This window comes from Pseudomonas sp. PSPC3-2 (genome assembly GCF_049897085.1).
GTDB classification, from domain to species: Bacteria; Pseudomonadota; Gammaproteobacteria; order Pseudomonadales; family Pseudomonadaceae; genus Aquipseudomonas; species Aquipseudomonas paraveronii.
Genome location: NZ_JAFCVO010000014.1, coordinates 1 through 21,949 on the forward strand (window position 1 = coordinate 1; position 21,949 = coordinate 21,949).

General features: G+C 60.9%; 20 protein-coding genes. 18 read left to right on the plus strand and 2 right to left on the minus strand.

Translation table 11 applies throughout. From position 1 onward, the window contains the following. Positions 1-367: 367 nt before the first annotated feature. Together ACP7CJ_RS21335 and ACP7CJ_RS21340 are read right to left on the minus strand one after the other, a co-directional pair. Positions 368-1,588, minus strand: a complete 1,221-nt coding sequence (locus tag ACP7CJ_RS21335; protein ID WP_276195694.1) for a CaiB/BaiF CoA transferase family protein — start codon at positions 1,586-1,588, stop codon at positions 368-370. 13 nt (positions 1,589-1,601) lie between these two features. Continuing rightward, positions 1,602-2,783, minus strand: a complete 1,182-nt coding sequence (locus ACP7CJ_RS21340; protein ID WP_276195693.1) for an acyl-CoA dehydrogenase — start codon at positions 2,781-2,783, stop codon at positions 1,602-1,604. Positions 2,784-2,940: 157 nt separating this feature from the next. On the opposite strand from ACP7CJ_RS21340, the gene ACP7CJ_RS21345 reads away from it, so the two are divergent. The 18 genes from ACP7CJ_RS21345 to ACP7CJ_RS21430 all read left to right on the plus strand — a co-directional run bounded on the left by ACP7CJ_RS21345 (position 2,941) and on the right by ACP7CJ_RS21430 (position 21,948). Beyond that, complete coding sequence (locus ACP7CJ_RS21345) at positions 2,941-3,840, plus strand: LysR family transcriptional regulator (RefSeq protein ID WP_276195692.1); 900 nt, start codon at positions 2,941-2,943, stop codon at positions 3,838-3,840. Between the two features lie 452 nt (positions 3,841-4,292). Then, on the plus strand, positions 4,293-5,414 hold the full coding sequence (locus ACP7CJ_RS21350; protein ID WP_276195691.1) for a Re/Si-specific NAD(P)(+) transhydrogenase subunit alpha: 1,122 nt from the start codon (positions 4,293-4,295) through the stop codon (positions 5,412-5,414). Positions 5,415-5,429: 15 nt separating this feature from the next. Further along, complete coding sequence (locus tag ACP7CJ_RS21355) at positions 5,430-5,750, plus strand: NAD(P) transhydrogenase subunit alpha (protein ID WP_003187417.1); 321 nt, start codon at positions 5,430-5,432, stop codon at positions 5,748-5,750. After that, positions 5,750-7,186 carry an NAD(P)(+) transhydrogenase (Re/Si-specific) subunit beta gene (locus tag ACP7CJ_RS21360; protein ID WP_426101975.1) on the plus strand — a complete coding sequence of 479 codons (1,437 nt, stop codon included), beginning with the start codon at positions 5,750-5,752 and terminating at the stop codon, positions 7,184-7,186. Before ACP7CJ_RS21355 ends, ACP7CJ_RS21360 begins: the two co-directional genes overlap by 1 nt. A gap of 179 nt (positions 7,187-7,365) precedes the next feature. Then, positions 7,366-8,859: an acetyl-CoA hydrolase/transferase family protein gene (locus ACP7CJ_RS21365; RefSeq protein WP_276195686.1), complete on the plus strand. Its 1,494-nt coding sequence runs from the start codon at positions 7,366-7,368 to the stop codon at positions 8,857-8,859. A gap of 319 nt (positions 8,860-9,178) precedes the next feature. After that, positions 9,179-9,394, plus strand: a complete 216-nt coding sequence (locus ACP7CJ_RS21370) for a DUF1127 domain-containing protein (RefSeq protein WP_099236514.1) — start codon at positions 9,179-9,181, stop codon at positions 9,392-9,394. 264 nt (positions 9,395-9,658) lie between these two features. Beyond that, positions 9,659-9,841, plus strand: a complete 183-nt coding sequence (locus ACP7CJ_RS21375) for a DUF1127 domain-containing protein (protein ID WP_426101973.1) — start codon at positions 9,659-9,661, stop codon at positions 9,839-9,841. A 158-nt stretch (positions 9,842-9,999) separates the two neighbouring features. Beyond that, positions 10,000-10,320, plus strand: coding sequence for a DUF2388 domain-containing protein (locus ACP7CJ_RS21380; RefSeq protein ID WP_276195683.1), 321 nt, complete (start codon positions 10,000-10,002; stop codon positions 10,318-10,320). A 106-nt stretch (positions 10,321-10,426) separates the two neighbouring features. Beyond that, entirely contained in the window at positions 10,427-10,735 is a 309-nt protein-coding gene (locus tag ACP7CJ_RS21385) for a DUF2388 domain-containing protein (RefSeq protein ID WP_276195682.1), read from the plus strand. Positions 10,736-10,761: 26 nt separating this feature from the next. Beyond that, complete coding sequence (locus ACP7CJ_RS21390; protein WP_247403113.1) at positions 10,762-11,082, plus strand: DUF2388 domain-containing protein; 321 nt, start codon at positions 10,762-10,764, stop codon at positions 11,080-11,082. Further along, positions 11,079-13,040: a DUF4105 domain-containing protein gene (locus ACP7CJ_RS21395; RefSeq protein ID WP_426101971.1), complete on the plus strand. Its 1,962-nt coding sequence runs from the start codon at positions 11,079-11,081 to the stop codon at positions 13,038-13,040. Before ACP7CJ_RS21390 ends, ACP7CJ_RS21395 begins: the two co-directional genes overlap by 4 nt. A gap of 353 nt (positions 13,041-13,393) precedes the next feature. Further along, entirely contained in the window at positions 13,394-14,701 is a 1,308-nt protein-coding gene (locus ACP7CJ_RS21400) for a CitMHS family transporter (protein WP_247406788.1), read from the plus strand. A gap of 64 nt (positions 14,702-14,765) precedes the next feature. Next, entirely contained in the window at positions 14,766-15,533 is a 768-nt protein-coding gene (locus ACP7CJ_RS21405; protein WP_276195678.1) for a TerC family protein, read from the plus strand. Between the two features lie 211 nt (positions 15,534-15,744). Beyond that, positions 15,745-17,403, plus strand: coding sequence for a Na/Pi cotransporter family protein (locus ACP7CJ_RS21410; RefSeq protein WP_426101969.1), 1,659 nt, complete (start codon positions 15,745-15,747; stop codon positions 17,401-17,403). A gap of 57 nt (positions 17,404-17,460) precedes the next feature. Next, positions 17,461-18,846, plus strand: a complete 1,386-nt coding sequence (locus tag ACP7CJ_RS21415; protein ID WP_426101967.1) for a M16 family metallopeptidase — start codon at positions 17,461-17,463, stop codon at positions 18,844-18,846. Positions 18,847-18,913: 67 nt separating this feature from the next. Beyond that, a complete protein-coding gene (locus ACP7CJ_RS21420) occupies positions 18,914-19,945 on the plus strand; it encodes a DUF5924 family protein (RefSeq protein ID WP_276195673.1) in 1,032 nt (343 codons plus the stop codon). A gap of 54 nt (positions 19,946-19,999) precedes the next feature. After that, positions 20,000-21,148, plus strand: a complete 1,149-nt coding sequence (locus ACP7CJ_RS21425) for an MlaE family lipid ABC transporter permease subunit (RefSeq protein ID WP_426101965.1) — start codon at positions 20,000-20,002, stop codon at positions 21,146-21,148. Next, positions 21,145-21,948, plus strand: coding sequence for an ABC transporter ATP-binding protein (locus ACP7CJ_RS21430; protein ID WP_426101963.1), 804 nt, complete (start codon positions 21,145-21,147; stop codon positions 21,946-21,948). Before ACP7CJ_RS21425 ends, ACP7CJ_RS21430 begins: the two co-directional genes overlap by 4 nt. The last annotated feature ends 1 nt before the right edge of the window (position 21,949 follow it).

The following is a 21,949-nucleotide window of genomic DNA, read 5'->3' on the forward strand; positions in this document are numbered from 1 at the left end:
CTTGCGCTTCCGATCTCTCGTTAGCGGGAGGCGAATTCTACAGCGTTACACGCTGCTGTCAACACCTCTTTTTCTCCGCTTTCGACCGAGAAGATCGAAACGTTAATAGAGCCAAACAACACTGCTCTACCAACTCCTTCCAGGCTCCGATGAACTGAAGCAGGCCGCTGTCGAATCTCGCATAACTCTTTGTTTACCAAGGAGTTTTCCGTTTCGACTGCGCCGGAAGTGGGGCGAATTATAGACGTACAGGATTTGCCGTCAACCCTTAATTTTGCTTATTTAACCATTAGTTAGAATTGGCTAAAAAATCACCAACTTTCTTCTATATAGCGCTCTTCACCGCGCTCTATATAGAAGAGAGGACTCAGATAACACCTGCCTCTTTTAAAGCAGCCACATTTGCCGGCATCAACCCCAGTACTTCCTGCAACACCCTGACCGTATGCTCACCTAATAAAGGAGGCGCACTGCGGTACTCCACGGGGGTCTTGGATAACCGGATGGGACTGGCAACCTGCGGCACCATCCCCGCCAGTGCGTGAGGCAACTCAATCGCCAGCCCGCGGGCCTTGACCTGGGCATCCGCGAACACCTGCGCCAGATCATTGATCGGCCCACACGGCACGCCGACTCGCTCCAGTTGCGACACCCATTCGGCCGTCGTCTTGAACACCGTCGCCTGGCGAATCAAGGGAATCAGTTCCGCACGATTGGCCACCCGCACCTTATTGGTCGCGAAACGCGGGTCATCCGCCCACTGCGGCTGACCCGCAACCTCCGCGAACTTACGGAACTGCCCATCATTCCCCACCGTCAGGATGAAGTCACCATCGGCCGTGGGAAAATCCTGATAGGGCACGATATTCGGATGCGCATTGCCCAGGCGCTTTGGCGGCACACCTGTCGTCAGGTAGTTCATCGCCTGGTTAGCCAAGCAAGCCACCTGCACATCCAGCAGCGCCATATCAATATGTTGCCCGCCGCCATCACGCTCGCGATGAGCCAGCGCCGCCAGGATCGCCACCGTTGAATAGAGCCCCGTGAGGATGTCAGTCAGCGCCACCCCCACCTTCACCGGCCCCGCCCCCTCATCACCCTCAGGCCGCCCCGTCAGGCTCATGAGTCCGCCCAACCCCTGGATCATGAAGTCGTAGCCTGCACGAGTCGCATAAGGCCCCGTCTGGCCAAACCCGGTGATAGAGCAATAGATCAACGCCGGGTTGGCCTCCTTGAGCGACGCATAGTCCAACCCATACGCCGCCAGGCCGCCCACCTTGAAATTCTCGATGAGGATGTCGGACTTCGCCGCCAGGTCACGCACCAGCTTCTGCCCCTCCGGCTGCGTGAAGTCGATGGTCACCGACTCTTTATTGCGGTTGGCGGACAGGTAATACGCCGCCTCACTGGTGTTCTCGCCATACGCGTCCTTGAGGAAGGGGGGCCCCCAGGCACGCGTGTCGTCACCATTACCCGGCCGCTCGACCTTGATCACTTCAGCCCCAAGATCCGCGAGAATCTGCCCGGCCCAGGGGCCCGCCAGTACTCGCGACAAATCCAGTACCCGCAGATGCGAAAGCGCGCCCATGCCCGTGCTCCTATTAATAGAACGCCTGAAGACCGGTTTGCGCACGCCCCAGAATCAAGGCGTGTACATCGTGGGTACCTTCATAGGTGTTCACCACCTCCAGGTTTACCAGGTGACGCGCCACCCCGAACTCATCGGAGATGCCGTTGCCGCCCAGCATATCCCGCGCCATGCGTGCGATATCTAGCGACTTGCCGCAGGAATTGCGCTTCATGATCGAAGTAATTTCCACCGCCGCAGTGCCTTCATCCTTCATCCGCCCCAGGCGCAAGCAACCTTGCAAGGCCAGGGTGATCTCGGTCTGCATGTCCGCGAGCTTCTTCTGGATAAGCTGGGTCGCTGCCAATGGCCGACCGAACTGATGACGATCAAGGGTGTACTGGCGAGCGGTGTGCCAGCAGAACTCGGCAGCCCCCAGCGCACCCCAGGAGATCCCGTAGCGAGCGGAGTTAAGGCAGGTGAAGGGGCCTTTCAAGCCACGCACATCCGGGAAGATGTTCTCGTCGGGCACGAACACATTGTCCATGACGATCTCGCCGGTAATGGAAGCCCGCAGGCCGACCTTGCCGTGAATCGCCGGAGCGCTCAGGCCCTTCCAGCCTTTCTCCAGGACAAAACCGCGGATATCACCGGCATCGTCCTTGCCCCACACCACGAATACATCGGCAATCGGGCTGTTGGTGATCCACATCTTGGCGCCGGTCAGGCTGTAGCCGCCATCTACCTTGCGCGCCCGGGTAATCATCGCGCCAGGGTCGGACCCGTGGTCAGGCTCGGTCAGACCGAAGCAACCGATCCACTCACCCGACGCCAGTTTCGGCAGGTATTTCTGTTTTTGCGCTTCGGTGCCGAACTCATTGATCGGCACCATGACCAGTGAAGACTGCACACTCATCATCGAGCGATAACCGGAGTCGACTCGCTCGACCTCACGTGCAATCAACCCGTAGCAGACATAATTCAGGCCACTGCCGCCGTACTGCTCGGGAATCATCGCGCCCAACAGGCCGGTCTCACCCATCTCGCGAAAGATCTCAGGGTCGGTCTTTTCATGGCGGAAGGCTTCGAGCACCCTTGGCGCCAACTTGTCCTGGGCGAATTGCTCAGCACTGTCGCGCACCATGCGCTCTTCTTCGGTGAGCTGTTGATCCAGCAGCAGTGGATCGATCCAGTTGAAGCTTGCCTTGCCAGCCATGAATAAGTCCTCGCAAAGAAAATCAGAAGTCGTGGATGCAGACTAGGCCCGGCAAGTGCAGAGGGCAAACGAGGTTTTTGCATAGGCTTGTGCTAATTTCTCACTCCGTAATAGCCGAGAAGGGCGCAAATGCGCCTTATAAGTGAGGACAAGGTACATGCGCAGAAAAATCCCCAGCACCACCGCCCTTGTCAGCTTTGAAGCTGCGGCCCGCCACGAGAGCTTTACCAAGGCTGCGCAGGAGCTTTCCATCACTCAGGGCGCCATTTGCAGGCAGATCGCCAGCCTTGAGGAGTTTTTAAGTGTCGAGCTGTTTCGCCGCTCGCGGCGCGGGGTCAAGCTGACAGAAGCGGGCCTGTCGTATAGCCGTCGCGTCGCCACGCAATTGGACGCGGTGGAGCGCGACACCTTGTCGGTCATGGGGCAGCAGGGCGCGAACGTCATCGAGTTGGCGGTGGTGCCGACCTTTGGCACCCAATGGCTTATCCCTCGCCTCAAGGACTTTCAGCGCCAGCACCCGGAAGTCACGGTCAACCTCACCAACCGCACGCGCCCCTTCCTGTTTGCCGACACTGAATTCGACGCCGCGATCTATTTCGGCGATGCCGACTGGTCCGGTACCGAGTCCCACCGGCTGATGGGAGAAAACCCCGTCCCCGTGTGCAGCCCTCGCTTACTCGGCAGCCGCACACATTTCAGCCCACAGGAAATCGCGGAACTGCCATTGCTGCAGCAGACCACGCGGCCCTATGCCTGGCGCCAGTGGTTCAACGCGCAACAGTTGAACATCCCCCGCGACATGACGGGTCCCCGTTACGAGCTATTCTCGATGTTGTCCCAGGCGGCCATGCATGACATGGGCATTGCGCTGATTCCACCGTTCCTCATCCAGCGCGAACTGACCGAGCACCAACTGGTAATCGCAAGCCCCGAAGCGCTGAGCAACTCGAAGGCGTATTACTTGATGATTCCTGACAGAAAAGTCGAATCCGCATCCCTGCACGCCTTCAGGGACTGGCTGATCGACCAGTCGAAGCGCTACAGCCCAGGAATATAAGGACCAAACGCCACTTATGGACTATGTAGTCAGATAACATCAAATACTACAGATATCCGTAAATGTCGCATTTAAGAAAACTGTACTTGTACGACGAAAATATGGCTCAAAGCCATAACCCTCATAGCTTGTAGCGACTATTACCGGCCAATGCCCGACTATTCACAACGGCGATTGCGAAACCGAGAAAAGTCCAAATAGTCATGTTAAGTATCTGTATTTAAATGGGTTATTTAAAAGCGTTGCGGCAATCAGTCACAGGGTGACTTGTAGTTAATTTTTCGTCACCCGTCATAATCCCTTGAAGGCCGTAAAGTTCGCCTGCAAAATGCCGCGCCCCGCTGTCATTTAAGCGGGATCGTGCTGATCGGCCGCCCCAGATGTGCCACTCACGGTGCGCTGGCCTTTTTACAATAAGATCAAAAGCAAAAAGATCATGCAGGAGATTTGACGTGCACATTGGTGTTCCTCTCGAAACCCAGACCGGTGAAACGCGGGTGGCTGCCACCCCGGAAACCATCAAGAAGCTGATCGGCCAGGGCCATAAGGTCACTGTACAAAGCGGGGCGGGTATTAAAGCCAGCATCGTCGACAGTGCCTATGAAACGGCAGGTGCAACCATAGGCAGCGCCAGCGATGCATTCGGCACCGAGCTGATCCTAAAAGTGGTGGCCCCCAGCGACAGCGAACTGACGCTGATCAAAAGCGGCACCGTGTTGGTGGGCATGCTCAATCCGTTCAGCAACGAAACCATCGCCAAGCTGGCCGAGCAGGGCATCACTGCCTTCGCGCTGGAAGCCGCGCCGCGTACTTCGCGGGCCCAGAGCCTCGACGTGCTGTCGTCCCAAGCCAACATCGCCGGTTACAAGGCCGTGTTGCTGGCCGCCCATCACTACCCACGCTTCATGCCAATGCTGATGACTGCCGCCGGTACGGTGAAAGCCGCGCGCGTGCTGATCCTCGGCGCTGGCGTCGCGGGCCTGCAGGCCATCGCCACGGCGAAACGCCTGGGCGCAGTGATCGAAGCGTCTGACGTGCGCCCGGCCGTGAAGGAGCAGATTGAATCCCTCGGCGCCAAGTTCGTCGACGTGCCCTACGAAACCGACGAAGAGCGTGAATGCGCCGTCGGCGTCGGTGGTTACGCACGCCCGATGCCGACCAGTTGGATGCAACGCCAGGCCCTGGCCGTCCACGAACGCGCCAAGCAGGCCGACATCGTCATCACCACCGCCCTGATCCCGGGCCGCAAGGCCCCGACCCTGCTCAGCGCCGATACGGTTGCACAAATGAAGCCGGGCTCGGTGGTGATCGACCTCGCCGCCGCTCAAGGTGGCAACTGCCCGCTGACTGTCGCCGATCAGGTGGTAGTGGAAAACGGGGTGATCATTTGCGGCCCGACCAACCTGGCAGGTGCCGTCGCCGCTGACGCGTCGGCCCTGTATGCGCGCAACCTGCTGGACTTCCTGAAGCTGGTCTTCAACAAGGAAGGGCAGTTTGAAATCAACCTCGAAGACGACATCGTCGCCGCGTGCCTGATGTGCCGCGACGGCCAAGTCATCCGCAAAAACGCCTAAGCAGGGATTCAGACGATGGAAGAGCTTATCTCCCCCGGTATCTACAACCTGATCATCTTTGTGCTGGCGATTTATGTCGGTTACCACGTGGTCTGGAACGTTACCCCCGCACTGCACACGCCACTGATGGCCGTGACCAACGCGATCTCGGCAATCGTGATCGTCGGCGCGATGCTGGCCGCCGCACTGACCGTTACACCGCTGGGCAAGACCATGGGCACCCTGGCCGTGGCCCTGGCAGCGGTCAACGTGTTCGGCGGCTTCCTGGTGACTCGCAGGATGCTTGAGATGTTCAAGAAGAAAGCCCCGAAAGTAAAAGAAGAGGCGCCGAAGTAATGAGCATGAATCTCGTCACGACGCTCTACCTGATTGCGTCGATCTGTTTCATCCAGGCCCTCAAAGGCCTGTCGCACCCAACCACTTCGCGACGCGGCAACCTGTTCGGCATGCTCGGCATGGCGCTGGCGGTACTGACCACCGTGGGCCTCATCTATAAGCTGGGCGCTGAGCTTGCCACCGCCGGCATTGGCTACGTGATCGTTGGCCTGCTGATCGGCGGCACCGCCGGTTCGATCATGGCCAAGCGCGTGGAAATGACCAAGATGCCGGAACTGGTCGCCTTCATGCATAGCATGATCGGCCTGGCAGCGGTGTTTATCGCCATTGCCGCCGTGGTCGAGCCGCAATCTTTGGGCATCGTCAAAAACTTGGGCGACTCGATCCCCGCCGGTAATCGCCTGGAGCTGTTCCTTGGCGCCGCTATCGGTGCTATCACCTTCTCCGGTTCGGTGATCGCCTTCGGCAAGCTGTCGGGCAAGTACAAGTTCCGTCTGTTCCAAGGCGCACCGGTACAGTTCGCCGGCCAGCACAAACTGAACCTGGTGCTCGGCCTGACCACGCTGGGGCTTGGCCTGACCTTCATGTTCACCGGCAACCTCAGCGCCTTCGCGCTGATGCTGGCCCTGGCGTTCGTGCTGGGCGTGTTGATCATCATCCCGATCGGCGGCGCCGATATGCCGGTGGTGGTCTCGATGCTCAACAGCTACTCCGGCTGGGCAGCGGCAGGGATCGGCTTCTCGCTGAACAACTCGATGCTGATCATCGCCGGCTCGCTGGTGGGCTCAAGCGGCGCGATTCTGTCGTACATCATGTGCAAGGCGATGAACCGCTCGTTCTTTAATGTGCTGCTCGGCGGTTTCGGCAATGCGCCGGATACCGCTGCTGCGGCCGGCTCAAAAGAAGCGCGCCCGGTGAAGTCCGGCTCGGCCGACGACGCCACGTTCCTGCTGACCAACGCCGATACCGTGATCATCGTGCCGGGCTATGGCCTAGCAGTGGCACGCGCACAGCACGCACTCAAGGAGTTGACCGAAAAGCTGACCCACCGCGGCGTGACCGTAAAGTACGCGATCCACCCGGTGGCCGGCCGTATGCCCGGACACATGAACGTGCTGCTGGCCGAGGCCGAAGTGCCTTACGACCAGGTGTTCGAGATGGAAGACATCAACTCCGAATTCGGCCAGGCTGACGTAGTACTGGTGCTCGGCGCGAACGACGTGGTCAACCCGGCCGCCAAGAACGACCCGCACTCGCCGATTGCCGGCATGCCGATCCTCGAAGCGTTCAAGGCCAAGACCATCATCGTCAACAAGCGCTCGATGGCCAGCGGCTATGCCGGCCTGGACAACGAGTTGTTCTACCTGGACAAAACCATGATGGTCTTCGGCGACGCCAAGAAGGTTATCGAAGACATGGTCAAGGCTGTCGAATAACACTGCGCCAGCGCAACACCCGAAACCCTGGCCTCCAGTAGGCTAGGGTTTTTTATTGCAGCATGAAAACCGACCAAAGGCCTTAAATCGCTGCCCGGCATTCGACCATGGTAGCGGGCCGAAATTTTTTGAAATCACTAAACTGCATACCTTGCCTCCGTATCCCGAGATAACAATCCATGTACCGTGATCGTATCCGCTTGCCTTCGCTGTTGAACAAGGTCATGAGCGCGGCTGATGCCGCCGCACTGATTGAGGACGGCATGACCGTCGGCATGAGCGGCTTCACCCGTGCCGGTGAAGCCAAGGCCGTACCTCAAGCCCTGGCCGAGCGCGCCAAGACGTCGCCGCTGAAAATCACCCTGATGACCGGCGCCAGCCTGGGCAACGACCTCGACAAGCAACTGACCGAAGCCGGCGTGCTGTCGCGACGCATGCCGTTCCAGGTCGACAGCACCCTGCGCAAGGCGATCAACGCCGGCGAAGTGATGTTCATCGACCAGCATTTGTCGGAAACCGTCGAGCAACTGCGCAACAACCAGCTCAAGCTGCCTGACATTGCCGTGATCGAAGCCGTCGCGATCACCGAACAAGGCCATATCGTGCCGACCACTTCCGTGGGCAACTCGGCCAGTTTCGCGATTTTCGCCAAGCAAGTGATCGTCGAGATCAACATGGCGCACAACCCGAACCTGGAAGGTCTGCACGACATCTACATCCCGACCTATCGGCCGACGCGCACGCCGATCCCGCTGGTAAAAGTCGACGACCGCATTGGCAGCACCGCGATCCCGATTCCGCCGGAGAAGATCGTCGCCATCGTGATCACCAACAAGTCCGACTCACCTTCAACAGTGACGCCGCCGGACGCCGAAACCCAAGGCATCGCCAGCCACCTGATCAACTTCCTCAAGCAGGAAGTGGACGCCGGCCGCATGACCAATAAGCTCGGCCCGCTGCAGGCCGGGATCGGCAACATCGCCAACGCCGTGATGTGTGGCTTGATCGATTCGCCGTTCGAAGACCTGACCATGTATTCGGAAGTGCTGCAGGACTCGACGTTCGACCTGATTGACGCCGGCAAGCTGACCTTCGCCTCCGGCAGTTCGATCACCTTGTCGGAGCGTCGCAACAGCGACGTGTTCGGCAACCTGGAGCACTACAAGGACAAGCTGGTGCTGCGCCCGCAGGAAATCTCCAACCACCCGGAAGTGGTTCGCCGCCTGGGCATCATCGCGATCAACACCGCGCTGGAGTTCGACATCTACGGCAACGTCAACTCCACGCACGTGTGCGGGACACGGATGATGAACGGGATTGGCGGCTCGGGCGACTTCGCTCGTAACGCGCACCTGGCGATCTTCGTAACCAAATCGATTGCCAAGGCCGGGGCGATTTCCAGCGTAGTGCCAATGGTCAGCCACGTCGACCACACCGAGCATGACGTCGACATCCTGGTGACCGAAGTGGGCCTCGCCGACCTGCGCGGCCTGGCGCCACGGGAGCGCGCACGGGTGATCATCGACAACTGTGTGCACCCAGCCTACCGCGACGCGCTGAACAAGTACTTCAACGACGCTTGTGCGATTGGTGGCCACACCCCACACATCCTGCGCGAAGCACTGAGCTGGCACATTAACCTGGAAGAAACCGGGCACATGCTCAAGGATTGATCGATACACAGCCGAGCTGATGCACACACAGTTTCATCAGCTCGGTTGCACCACCCCCCTCTCCTTGGAAAAACTGTACTGCTGTACTGGTCTTTTCCTACTGAAATATCCCACACACTCCTTCCAAAATGCCGTTTTTGCACTGATTAAGTGCAGACAGGTACAGTTGCCCCATTTCCGTACAGTACAGCAGCTATAAACAGTTAACTGCCCCCTCACAATACAGGTGAACTGTATCTAGAGAGTCTTGCGCGGGAGGAGGATCATTGGCATCAGTTAAACCACTACCTAATCCCGCCACAAGCGGAAGGATGTCATCATGGAACGTACACTCAGTTCCGATCTGTTCTTCGAAGAGAAAGCTGTAAACACCCAGGCTTCCATGCCTCTGCGCGTTATCGCCAACCTGATGTTGTGGCAGCGCCGCATCTCCAGCCGCCATCAACTGGCTCGTCTGGATTCGCGTCTGCTGGCTGACGCCGGTATCAGCGAAGCACAACGCTACGAAGAGCTGAGCAAGCCGTTCTGGCGCTAATAGGCGCTCGCTGGCCCTGACCTACCGGGTCCACAGCCAGCAACCTGATTCGTTAAGCAAAGCCCGCCCCGGGTAACCGGAGGCGGGCTTTGTTGTTTCTGGGTTTGGGTGTTTGTGCCCCCCGGAACAGATAGCTTGCAGATCAACCAGTACAGTTTAATAAATAAAACAATTAAGCAGTACAATTAAGCGCCAGTGTATCTGTATCGGTCGAAACGATCCGCTCAACATGGTCTTCCAAAAACACCATGAAAGGCGCTCCTCATGAACCCACCAACCCCGCGCACCTCGTTGTTACGTCGCACTGCCGCTACGCTCGCCAGATGGCTGCAACAGGCTCACGAGCGCCACCAACTGGCCCAACTCGACCCGCGAGAGCTGTCCGACGCGGGTATCAGCCCCGGCGAACGCCTGGTCGAGCTGTCCAAGCCATTCTGGCGTGACTAGACAGTCAAGGCGCTTTTCGAATGGACAGGCCGCAGCTTAATATCCGCTCACCACGTGGCGAACCGTGTAGAACGGGCGTCTGATGCCAATGGCATCCACATCCGCTTCACAGTGGCCGCTCCGCGCGACCTTATTTGTTCATCTACAGGAGTCACCCCATGTCCCGTCTTCGCCTGCTGAGCGCCGCCACCCTGCTGGCCCTCGCCGCCAACGCCCACGCGTCCAGCTTCATCGTCACCACCGACTCCATCGTCGGCGCGCTGAAAGCCACCTCCGATGCGAGCTCCGATGCCACGTCCTCCCTGCGTGACAACAAGGTCGTGCGTGCCGCTCGTGACGACGCCGCCAGCTTCGTCGCCAGCGCCGGTGCCATTCGCGGCGTCAAACTGGAAAGCGCCCTCGCGCAGATCCGCCAGCAAGCGCCACAACTGAACGTCGCGACAGACGCACAACTGGCCCAAGCCATTCTAGCCATCTGATAACAGGGCGGGACAAGGGAGCGCCAGCGGCTCCCGGATGCCTCGGCGCTGGCTCTCGCCCGGGCATTGCGCTAGCCTTGGCGCTCGCTTTCAGTTGTCGAGTCCCATGGCTTTTTCATACCGCCGGTTAATCGTTCCTGTGATGTTTTCCGCCTGCTGGTCACCATTGGCTTCGGCCTTTGATCTGTCCACCCAGAGCACCGTCGTGAGCGCGTATGCCACCAGCAAAGTGACCTCCGCGCCGTTCGACAGAAAGTGGGTACTGGCCGCCCAGGATGATGCCGCCGCATTCATTGCCACTGACGGCCGATGGCGGGGGGCTCGACTGGAATCAGCACTCGATCGTCTGCGCCGCAGCCAACCAAAACTTAACGCCAGTGACCTTGAACTGGCGCAAGCAATTCTCGTCCAATAACCATCTTTGTATTTCGGAGTCATTCCATGCGTAGCCCGCTGATCGCCGCCGCTCTCGGCCTGCTGTTGTTGACCGATGTCGCCCATGCGCAAACCTTGAAGGCCACCAGTAACATCATCGTGCGCGCCTCCGGGCGCACCATTGATTTCACCTCGGACACCACCACCTCGATCCGCGACTCCAAGATCGTGCGCGAAGCCCACGATGACGCCGCCAGCTTCGTCGCCACCAACGGCGAGATCCGTGGCGCGCAACTCGAAGCCGCCTTCGACACCCTGCGCACCCGCGTGCCGGAAGCCCGTGATGCCAGCGACCAGACCCTCGCCGAAGCCATTCTCGCGCTGTGAGGCGTCTCAACGCCTGGCTCCTGGCCGGGGCTCTGCTGCTGTGTGCCGGCGCAGCTCAGGCCAGCCTGCAACTGCGGCTCATAACCGAAGGGTTGAGCCCAGCCGAACAGCAGGCCAGCCAGGCGTTGCTCGATGAAGCGTTGCGCTCACTGCCGCCGCGCTTTATCGAGCAGTTGGACCGGCGCATCGATGTCGGCTGGACCGACAAGATGCCCGCAAACGCTTACGGCCAGGCCTCCCTGGTGTCCGAACTGGACCTGAACCGCAACCTGCTCACCAGCCTGACCGACGGCAGCGCCGCCACCCGCAAGACCAACCGCCCCCACGGCACCGTGCGCCGGGAAATGCTCGCCACCGTGCTGCATGAACTGACCCACATCTATGACCGTGCGCGCCTGTGGCCCAGCGACGAGCGCACGCTGATCCGGCGTTGCAGTCGCCAGAACAGCATCACCGGCCTGATCGGCCTGCCCGATCAATGCCGTGGCCAGAACGACCGCCGCTTCACCTTCAGCGACGACCCACGCCTGCTGGACCTCGCCGGCTGGCCGCAATACGTCGGCCGCCGCGGTGAACGCGAGCAGCACAACCGCCAGATCGCGCGCAGCCCGGACCTCTACGAAACCAGCAGCCCGCTTGAGTTCGTCGCGGTCAACATGGAGTATTTCCTCCTCGACCCGAGCTACGCCTGCCGCCGCCCCGCGCTGTTCCGCTATTACAAGGAACACTTTGGCTGGGCGCCGCCCGAGCAAGACACCTGCGCCAAGACCTACGCCTTTCTCAACGCCGGCAACGATTTCGCCAAGACGCCCCTGGGCCATGTCGACCCGGAACGGGTCTACGAAATCGATTACCTGCTCGCCGAAGCCAACCAGAACCTGGTCAGCCGCTGGGGCCACAGCATGTTGCGCCTGGTGATCTGCGCGCCCGGTCGCCCTCGCGGCCCGGACTGTCGGCTCGATCTGGACCAGCATCTGGTGTTGTCCTACCGCGCCTTTGTCGGTGACGTACAGCTGTCGAGCTGGGATGGCCTGGTGGGCAAGTACCCGTCACGGCTGTTCGTGCTGCCGCTGGCCCAGGTCATCGACGAGTACACCAAGACCGAGTTGCGCGGCCTCGCCTCGGTGCCGCTGAAGCTGACGCGTCGGGAGATCGAGGACACCGTCGAGCACGCGGCTGAAATGCACTGGAGCTACGACGGCAACTACTTCTTCCTGTCTAACAACTGCGCGGTCGAAGGCCTGAAACTGTTGCGCAGCGGCAGCGCCAACCCGCAACTGACCGGCCTGGACAACATCACGCCCAACGGGCTGCTGGAGGTCCTGCAGGCGCGCGGCCTGGCCGACACCAGCGTATTGAACGACAAGCGCGAGGCGCTGCGCCTGGGCTATCACTTCGACTCGTTCCGCGAGCGCTATCAAGCGATGTTCGACGTGCTGCGCAAGCACCTGCCGATCAAGCAGACCCAGGTCGAAGACTGGCTGTCCCTGAGTGCGCAAGAGCGCCGCCAATGGTTCGACAAGGCCGACCTGCGCACCAGCGCCGCGCTCCTGCTGCTGGAACAGGCGAGCTTTCGCAAACAATTGATGCTGGCCCAGGACGAAGTCAAACAGCGCTACCTCGGCGCCCGCGAGCTGAAAAACGGCGGCATGGAGAAAGCCAACGCCACCTTGCAACAAATTCTCGCCAACAGCGGCTTCCTCAGCCGCCCGGCGGAACTGCTCGGCAGCAGCGGCTACGGCCTGCCGCAACCCTCGGAATCAAAGCGCCTTGAATCGGAAAGCGCCGAGCGCCAAAAACAGCTGCAATCCCTGACCGGCGAGCTGGACAAAGAGGTGAGGGCGCTGCTGGACCCGTCACGCTCAGCCGAAATCGCCGCCTGCGAGGCCAACCTCAAGCAGGTCGGCGAACATCTACGCGCACTGCACAAAGCCGCCGGCGGCCTCGAATTGCCCTGAATGTGGGAGGAGGCTGGCTCCCGATCGCGGTGCATCAGCCAATACAACCGTGGCTGACACTGCGCCATCGGGAGCCAGCCCCCTCCCACATTTTGATCTGCGCAGGCCTGGAGACCGTGTGTCATTTCCATATCACCAGTTTGATCAACGAAAGCTGGCTGAAAGCTAACGCGTCTAGGATCGCCCCCACTGCCGGCAACAGACCGGCTATTAACAACAACAATGGTGATTCCCGATGTCCGCCCGTACCCGCCTGTTCGCCCACACTCCGCCCGTAAGCCTAGTGCCTCTCGTTCTGCGCTGACCCCACCCGGTTCGCCATTCCCTAGCCGCGCTACGCCTGGAGTATTCCTATGCTGACTTTCCTTGGCTTTGCCATGGTCATCACGTTCATGTTCCTGATCATGACCAAGCGCCTGTCCGCGCTGATCGCCCTGATCATCGTGCCGATCCTGTTCGCGCTGTTCGGCGGTTTTGCGCCGAAGATCGGCCCGATGATGCTCGAAGGCATCACCAAGCTCGCGCCGACCGGCGTGATGCTGATGTTCGCCATCCTCTACTTTGCCCTGATGATCGACTCCGGCCTGTTCGACCCGGCCGTGCGCAAGATCCTCAAGATGGTCAAGGGCGACCCGCTGAAAGTCTCGGTCGGCACCGCCGTGCTGGCCCTGGTGGTGTCCCTCGACGGTGACGGCGCCACCACCTACATGATCTGCGTGGCCGCCATGCTGCCGCTGTACCAGCGCATCGGCATGAGCCCGCGGATCATGGCCGGCCTGATCATCCTCGCCGGTGGCGTGATGAACATGACGCCCTGGGGTGGCCCGACCGCCCGCGCCGCCAGTGCGCTGCACGTGGACCCGTCAGACATCTTCGTACCGATGATCCCGGCCATGGCCGCCGGCGTGGTCGCGATCTTGGTGATCGCCTATATGTACGGCAAGCGCGAACGTGCGCGCCTGGGTGAACTGCACCTGCAGGGCGACGAGATCGACCACAGCGAAATCAGCGTGTCGCAATACCCGGACGCCCGCCGTCCGAAGCTGATCTGGTTCAACGGCGTACTGACCCTGGCCCTGATGTGTACGTTGATCGCCGGCCTGTTGCCGCTGCCGGTGCTGTTCATGGTGGCGTTCAGTATCGCGATGATCGTCAATTACCCGTGCCTGCAACAGCAGAAAGACCGCGTCGCCGCCCATGCCGGCAGCGTACTGGCCGTGGTGGGGCTGATCTTCGCCGCCGGGATTTTCACCGGCATCCTGTCGGGTACCGGCATGGTCGACGCGATGTCCAAGAGCCTGCTGGCGGTCATTCCCGACGCCCTGGGCCCTTACCTCGCGGTGATTACCGCGCTGGTGAGCATGCCGTTTACCTTCTTCATGTCCAATGATGCGTTCTACTATGGCGTACTGCCGGTACTGGCCGAAGCCGCCAGCCACTACGGCATCACCGCCGTGGAAATGGCCCGTGCCTCCATCGTCGGCCAACCCGTACACCTGCTCAGCCCGCTGGTGCCGTCGACTTACCTGCTGGTGGCCCTGGCCGGTATCGAATTCGGCGATCACCAGCGCTTCACCCTGAAGTGGGCAGTGCTGGTGTGCCTGTGCATAATGTTCGCCGCGTTGCTGATGGGGATTTTTCCGCTGTTCAGCACTCTATAATCCTACCGACTCACCGCGCGGCGCTGCAGCTGGCGCGGTTTAACACTTGCTTAAAGGAATACACATGGAATGGCTGACCAATCCGGAAATCTGGATTGCCTTCTTCACCCTGACGGCCCTTGAGATCGTCCTGGGCATCGATAACATCATCATGATTTCGATCCTGGTCAGCCGCATGCCCAAGCATATGCAGGCGCGCACCCGGTTCTTCGGCCTGGCCCTGGCCATGGTCACGCGTATCCTGTTGCTGCTGTCCATCGCTTGGGTGATGCGCCTGACCGACGATCTGTTCGTGGTCTTCGGCCAGGGCATTTCCGGGCGCGACCTGATCCTGTTCTTCGGTGGCCTGTTCCTGCTGTGGAAAAGCTCCCAGGAGATGTTCCACGCCCTGGAAGGTGAAGACGAAACCCACGAAGAGCCCAAAGGCACCGGCGGCAAGTTCATCTACACCATCATCCAGATCGCGATCATCGACATCGTGTTCTCCCTGGACTCGGTCATCACCGCCGTCGGCATGGTGTCTCACGTACCGGTGATGATCGCCGCGATCGTGGTCGCGGTGCTGGTGATGATGCTGGCAGCAGGCACCATCAGCGACTTCATCGACAAGCACCCGTCGCTGAAGATGCTGGCGCTGTCGTTCCTGGTGGTGGTGGGTACCGTGCTGATCGCCGAATCCTTCGACGTGCATGTACCTAAAGGCTACGTCTACTTCGCCATGGCGTTCTCGCTGGCGGTGGAAGTGGTGAACATCAAGATGCGCACCGCCATCGCGAAAAAGAAGAAACAGCAGGACCCTGTGAAACTGCGCAAGGACATTCCGGGTCAATAACCTTGATCCGCTGCTGAAATGGGGCGTTCGCGCCCCATTTTTTCATCTGCAAAAAATTGATCTCATGACAGTTTTGTTTCAATCCCAACTTTAGCTATGCGATGCTGGCGCAGAGCCCATTCGCCAACTACAGCTTAAGTACAAGACGTAGAACGGCACGCGGCAATTCTCATTGGCTCCTGTTGGAGCCCACCCACACGGGAGGCCGAGCATGCTGACCTTGCTCAATCTGCTTTCCGCCGTGACCCTGCTGATCTGGGGCACGCATATCGTCCGTACCGGTATCCTGCGGGTCTACGGTTCCAACCTGCGCCACGTCATCGGGCAAAACATGTCCAAGCGCTGGCTGGCATTTGTCGCCGGTATCCTGGTGACGGCCATGGTGCAGAGCAGCAACGCCACCGCCATGCTGGTCACGTCGTTTGTCGGCCAGGGCCTGATGGGGCTGATGCCCGCCCTGGCGACCATGCTCGGCGCCGATGTCGGTACGGCGCTGATGGCGCGGGTGCTCACCCTTGACCTGTCCTGGCTGTCGCCGCTGCTGATCTTTCTCGGGGTGATCTTCTTCCTGTCGCGCAAACAGACGCGGGCCGGGCAGTTGGGCCGGGTCGGGATCGGCCTCGGGCTGATCATCCTCGCGCTGCAATTGATCGTCGAAGCCGCCGGGCCGATCACCCACGCGCAGGGCGTGAAGGTGCTGTTTGCCTCGCTGACCGGCGACATCCTGCTCGATGCCCTGATCGGCGCGTTGTTCGCGATGATTTCCTACTCCAGCCTCGCCGCCGTACTGCTGACCGCCACCCTGGCCGGCGCCGGCGTGATCGGTTTGCACGTGGCCATCGGCCTGGTGATCGGCGCCAACATCGGCAGCGGCGTGCTGGCGTTCCTCAGCACCAACATGCAGAACGCCGCCGGACGCCAGGTAGCCCTGGGCAGCCTGTTGTACAAATTGATCGGCCTGTTGTTGATCATCCCGGTGCTGGACCCGCTCGTGTTGTGGATGGACAGCCTGGATTACAGCGCCCAAGGCATGGTCATTAGCTTCCACCTGCTCTACAACGTCAGTCGTTGCCTGATCCTGCTACCGAGCATCGGCCCGATGGCCCGGGTCTGCGCGTGGTTGCTGCCCGAACGGGAAGAGGCCAACGGCAAGGCCACGCCGCGCCACCTGGACCTCGCCGCCCTGGCCACGCCAAGCCTGGCGCTGGCCAACGCAGTGCGGGAAACCCTGCGCCTGGGCGACCTGATCGACAACATGCTCACCGCGATGCTCGAAGTGCTGCGCGGCAAACAAACCGCCATCACCCAGGAAATGCGCAGCCTCAGCGACGACGTCGAGGCACTCTACAGCGCGATCAAACTCTACCTGGCGCAAATGCCTCGCGAAGACCTAAGCGAACAGGACAACCGCCGCTGGGCCGAGATCATCGAGCTGTCGATCAACCTGAAACTGGCTGGCGACCTGATCGAACGCATGCTGCGCAAAGTCCAGCAGCAGAAAACCTCCCAGCGGCGCCAGTTCTCCGAAGTGGGCCTGGAAGAACTCACCGGCCTGCACAGCCAACTGATCGCCAACCTGCGCCTGGGCCTGTCGGTGTTCCTCAGTGCTGACCCGGAAAGCGCGCGCCAATTGCTGCGCGAGAAACGCCGCTTCCGCGCCCAGGAGCGCCGCCTGGCACACGCCCACGTCAGCCGTCTGCAACGCAAGATCGTGCAGAGCCTGGAGACCAGCTCCCTGCATTTGGAACTGATTGCCGACATGAAACGCTTGAACTCGTTGTTCTGCAGCAGTGCTTATGCAGTGTTGGAAACGTCCGACATCGGCGCGCTCTCCGCCGAAGATATTGCCGACATCACACATTCGCCCTGAACGTAAGACGGCCAGTGAAGTCAGTTAACACTGACCTCACTCGCCAGGAAGCCAGTTATGCGTCGCCTGTTATTCGCCTGCCTGCTCATGGGCTCAGTACACGCCTTTGCCTTTGACCGCCTGCAAGTCGAGGGCTACACCTTGCCCAACGGTCTGCAATTACTGCTCAAGCCGGGCACCGAACGCGGGCATGTGGCCATTCGCCTGGTAGTCGGCGTGGGCCTGGATGACTTCCGTTGCGCAGACAAGGAACTGCCGCACCTGCTCGAACACTTGTTGTTCAGCGGTATCGACGGCGGCGGTGAAGGCGACCTCGAAGAACGCATGCAAGCCCTGGGCGGCGAGTGGAACGCCTACACCAGCAATGCCGACACCACCTTCGTGATCGAGGCGCCCGCGCAAAACCAGCGCAAGGTCTTGGACCTGCTACGGGCGATCCTCACCCGCACTGAACTGACCGACGCCCATATCAACGCGGCCAAGCAGGTGGTCGAGCGCGAGGACGGCGGCCATTACTCACACCTGCAGCGCCTGTTGGACCGCCAGGACCTGGGCCACACCGCCAGCAACCAATTGGCGGTCGAACTGGGCCTCAAGTGCGCCGAACGCGCCCAGGTCAACCAGTTGACCCGCGACCAACTGGAGCAACTGCGCAAAAACTGGTACGCCCCTAACAACATGACGCTGATCATCGTCGGCGACCTCGACAAGCTGCTGCCGGCCTACCTGGAACGCACTTATGGCCAACTCGTTCCGGTCGAGCCGACCGAGCATCTGGCCCTACCGGAAATCCAGCACGCCGCTGCCAGCCGTCGCGACCTGATCCATGGCTGGGTCGGCAACGGCGCCAAACTGCACTGGCTGTTCCCCGAGCCGGTGCTCGACGACCAGCATGACGAAACCTACGACCTGCTCAAGGACTACCTCGACTGGGCGCTGTATCGCCAACTGCGCCTCAAGCACGGTTTGTCCTACGGCCCGTGGAGCGAACGCGAAGTGCTCGGCGGCGTCGGTTTCCTCAGCCTGAATGCCGACCTCGAACGGGAAACCCTCCCCGAAGCCGAACAGGTGTTGCAGGACCTCAAGGCCCAACTGCTCAAGGACGGCCTCGACCCGGCGGCATTCGCCCGCCTGCAACAGGCCGCCATCGCGCGCCAGGCCTGGGCCGTGCAGGGCAACAGCGCGCTGGCCGACTATTACTGGAGCGCCTCGGGCGACTACGACAACGGTCACTTCAGCGACCCGGTCAAACGCATCAAGGCCGTGAGCCTGGCGCAGACCAACCAGGCCATGCGCGAGCTATTCAAGCAGCCGGGCTACTGGCGCATCGAAAAACCGCTGCTGAGCTACGACATGCTGAACTGGATAGGTGCCGGTGTGCTCGGGCTGATCGCGATTGTATTGATCGGCGTGCGCAGTTATCGCAAACGGATCGCGCAATGAGGCACCGTACCCAGGGCTAAGACGTTATTCTATCGGGGATTTTTCCTACAAAGACTGTGACTGCCGAATGCCGAACCTGAACCACTACATCCAGCGCATCCTCGAACTGATGAAACGCTACCCAGGGGTGATCGCACTCGGCGGCTTCATCTCGGGGGTGAGCAGCTTCATCCTGGTGGACCGCCAGCAGGGCATGGCCAGTTGGATCGCGGTCATCATGCTGGTGAGCTGGTTGTGGCTGATGCTGGAAAACAGCTTTACCCAGCTGTTCACCAAAGTCTTCAAGCGCGAAATCCCCGAACCGCTGCTGCGTTACGCCACCCAGATGATCCACCAGGAAAGTCTGTTTTTTGTGCTGCCGTTCTTTTTCATCACCACCGCCTGGAACAGCGGCCAATCGATCTTCACCGGGCTGCTCGGCGCGGCGGCGCTGGTGTCGATCACCGACCCGCTCTATTACAAGTGGCTGGCGCCCAAACGCTCGCTGTTCCTCGCCTTACACACCTTCACCCTGTTCGCCGCGCTGCTCACCGCGCTGCCGATCATCCTGCACCTGACCACCGCCGAGAGCTACAAACTGGCCCTCGGCGTGGCCATGGCCTTGTCGATCCCGAGCCTGGCCGTGAGCTTGCCGCTGCGCAGTCTCAAAGGCTGGGCGATGCTGCTCGGGGTCACGGCCGCCATTGGCTGCGCAGGATGGTTCCTACGCAGTTGGGTGCCACCGGCCACCTTGTGGATGACTGAAGTGGCGATCAGCACCCAGTTGCAAGACCGCACGCCGGGCGACGATCTCAAAGAAGTCAGCGCCGCCCAACTGCGCAGCGCCGGGCTCTATGCCTATACCGCCATCAATGCCCCGCGCGGGCTGGATGAGCGGATCTACCACGTGTGGAAATTCAACGGCAAGGAGGTCGACCGCATCGCCCTGGATATTCATGGCGGGCGCAAGGAAGGCTACCGCGCCTGGACCCACAAACAGAACTTCCCGGCCGACGCGGTGGGGCGCTGGCAAGTCCAGGTGCTGACCGAAGACGGGCAGGTGATCGGCGTGCTGCGCTTCAAGGTGACTGACACAGCGCAAACGGACAACCCAAAGTAGGCTGTATCGTGCTATTACGTAGGCATTGTGGATAGCCAGACAAGCTCGGAGCTTATGACCACTCGTACCTCGGCCGGCACAGCCCACCTCGATACGTCCACCGCCCCCCCGTTGCTCAGGATTACGGGGGACTGGACGCTTGCCCACTACACAAACCTGAAAAAACTGTCGGACAAGCTCGACGGCCGATACGACGCCGGCGCCCGCGTCGACCTCAATGGCCTCGGCGCCCTCGACACAGCTGGCGCCTCACTGCTGGTCGAGCTGCTGGGCCCAGACCGTATCGAGCAATCCGCCGAGCAAACCGACTGCAGCCTGTCCGCCGCCGACCGCGCACTGCTCAAGACCGTCTACCGCTCCCTGAATGATTTCTGCGTACCGGAAAAAGCCCCGGAAGAAGCCACCGGCATCCAGGTGCTGGCGCGCATCGGCGCCGCGGTGGATGCGGTGTGGCTGGACAGCAAGCAACTGCTGGGCTTTATCGGCCTGATCCTTGAAACCTTCGCCCGCAGCATTTTCCGGCCCAAGCGCTGGCGCGTGACGCCGATGGTTGCGCATATCGAACAGACCGGCCTCGACGCCGCGCCCATCGTCGCCTTGCTGACGTTTCTGGTGGGCGCCGTGGTGGCGTTCCTCGGCGCCACGGTGCTCAAGAGCTTTGGCGCGACGATTTTCACCGTGGACCTGGTGGCGTTCTCCTTCCTACGGGAATTCGGCGTCTTGCTGACCGCGATCCTGATCGCCGGCCGCACCGCCAGTGCCTTTACCGCGCAAATCGGCTCGATGAAGGCCAACGAAGAAATCGACGCCATCCGCACCCTGGGGCTGGACCCGATGGAGCTGCTGGTATTGCCCCGCGTGCTGGCCCTGCTGGTGTCGCTGCCGATGCTGACGTTCCTGGCGATGCTCTCGGGGATTGTCGGCGGCGGGGTGGTGTGTGCGCTGACCCTGGATATTTCGCCGGCGATGTTCCTCTCGCTGCTGCAGTCGGACATTGGTGTGAAGCATTTCCTGGTGGGCATGGTGAAAGCGCCGTTCTTCGCCTTCCTGATCGCCGCCATTGGTTGCCTGGAAGGCTTCAAGGTCAGCGGCAGCGCCGAGTCGGTCGGCGCCCATACCACCTCCAGCGTGGTGCAATCGATCTTTGTGGTGATCGTGCTCGATGCGGTCGCCGCGTTGTTCTTCATGGAGATGGGCTGGTGAGGCGCCTACCCCGAGCCCCCAGCGAAGCGGTGATCGAAGTCCGTGGGCTGTGCAATCGCTTTGGCAGCCAGCGCGTGCACGAAAACCTCAACCTGGATCTGTACAAGGGCGAAATCCTCGCCGTGGTCGGCGGCTCCGGCAGCGGTAAGTCGGTGCTGTTGCGCAGCATCGTCGGCCTGCGCCGGCCCAGCGCAGGCGAGGTGCGGGTATTCGGCAAGAACCTGTCGAGCCTGTCGGAGCATGAGCGCTCACTGGTGGAGCGGCGCTTTGGCGTGCTGTTCCAGAAGGGCGCGCTGTTTTCTTCGCTGACCGTGATTGAGAACGTCGCGCTGCCGCTGATAGAGCACGCCGGCCTGAGCCGCGCCGACGCCGAGCACCTGGCCGCAGTCAAATTGGCGTTGGCCGGGTTGCCGCTGTCGGCGGCCGACAAATACCCGGCGTCGCTGTCCGGCGGCATGATCAAGCGCGCGGCCCTGGCCCGAGCCCTGGCGCTGGACCCGGACATTCTGTTCCTCGACGAACCCACCGCCGGGCTCGACCCGATCGGCGCCGCGCAATTCGACCAACTGATCCTGACCCTGCGCGATGCGCTGGGCCTGAGCGTGTTCCTGGTCACCCACGACCTGGACACGCTGTACACCATCACCGACCGCGTCGCGGTGCTGGCACAGAAGAAAGTGCTGGTGGCCGATGCCATCGATGTCGTCTCGGAAACCGACGACGCCTGGATTCACGAATATTTCCACGGCCCCCGGGGCCGCGCGGCATTGGATGCCGCTCAACCGCTCAACGAGGTATGAC

Bases quoted from the DNA above. Each gene is read 5' to 3' on its own strand.
- ACP7CJ_RS21335 (WP_276195694.1), bottom strand. From the start codon at position 1,588: ATGGGCGCGCTTTCGCATCTGCGGGTACTGGATTTGTCGCGAGTACTG.
- ACP7CJ_RS21340 (WP_276195693.1), bottom strand. From the start codon at position 2,783: ATGGCTGGCAAGGCAAGCTTCAACTGGATCGATCCACTGCTGCTGGAT.
- ACP7CJ_RS21345 (WP_276195692.1), top strand. From the start codon at position 2,941: ATGCGCAGAAAAATCCCCAGCACCACCGCCCTTGTCAGCTTTGAAGCT.
- ACP7CJ_RS21355 (WP_003187417.1), top strand. From the start codon at position 5,430: ATGGAAGAGCTTATCTCCCCCGGTATCTACAACCTGATCATCTTTGTG.
- ACP7CJ_RS21360 (WP_426101975.1), top strand. From the start codon at position 5,750: ATGAGCATGAATCTCGTCACGACGCTCTACCTGATTGCGTCGATCTGT.
- ACP7CJ_RS21365 (WP_276195686.1), top strand. From the start codon at position 7,366: ATGTACCGTGATCGTATCCGCTTGCCTTCGCTGTTGAACAAGGTCATG.
- ACP7CJ_RS21370 (WP_099236514.1), top strand. From the start codon at position 9,179: ATGGAACGTACACTCAGTTCCGATCTGTTCTTCGAAGAGAAAGCTGTA.
- ACP7CJ_RS21375 (WP_426101973.1), top strand. From the start codon at position 9,659: ATGAACCCACCAACCCCGCGCACCTCGTTGTTACGTCGCACTGCCGCT.
- ACP7CJ_RS21380 (WP_276195683.1), top strand. From the start codon at position 10,000: ATGTCCCGTCTTCGCCTGCTGAGCGCCGCCACCCTGCTGGCCCTCGCC.
- ACP7CJ_RS21385 (WP_276195682.1), top strand. From the start codon at position 10,427: ATGGCTTTTTCATACCGCCGGTTAATCGTTCCTGTGATGTTTTCCGCC.
- ACP7CJ_RS21390 (WP_247403113.1), top strand. From the start codon at position 10,762: ATGCGTAGCCCGCTGATCGCCGCCGCTCTCGGCCTGCTGTTGTTGACC.
- ACP7CJ_RS21400 (WP_247406788.1), top strand. From the start codon at position 13,394: ATGCTGACTTTCCTTGGCTTTGCCATGGTCATCACGTTCATGTTCCTG.
- ACP7CJ_RS21405 (WP_276195678.1), top strand. From the start codon at position 14,766: ATGGAATGGCTGACCAATCCGGAAATCTGGATTGCCTTCTTCACCCTG.
- ACP7CJ_RS21410 (WP_426101969.1), top strand. From the start codon at position 15,745: ATGCTGACCTTGCTCAATCTGCTTTCCGCCGTGACCCTGCTGATCTGG.
- ACP7CJ_RS21415 (WP_426101967.1), top strand. From the start codon at position 17,461: ATGCGTCGCCTGTTATTCGCCTGCCTGCTCATGGGCTCAGTACACGCC.
- ACP7CJ_RS21420 (WP_276195673.1), top strand. From the start codon at position 18,914: ATGCCGAACCTGAACCACTACATCCAGCGCATCCTCGAACTGATGAAA.
- ACP7CJ_RS21425 (WP_426101965.1), top strand. From the start codon at position 20,000: ATGACCACTCGTACCTCGGCCGGCACAGCCCACCTCGATACGTCCACC.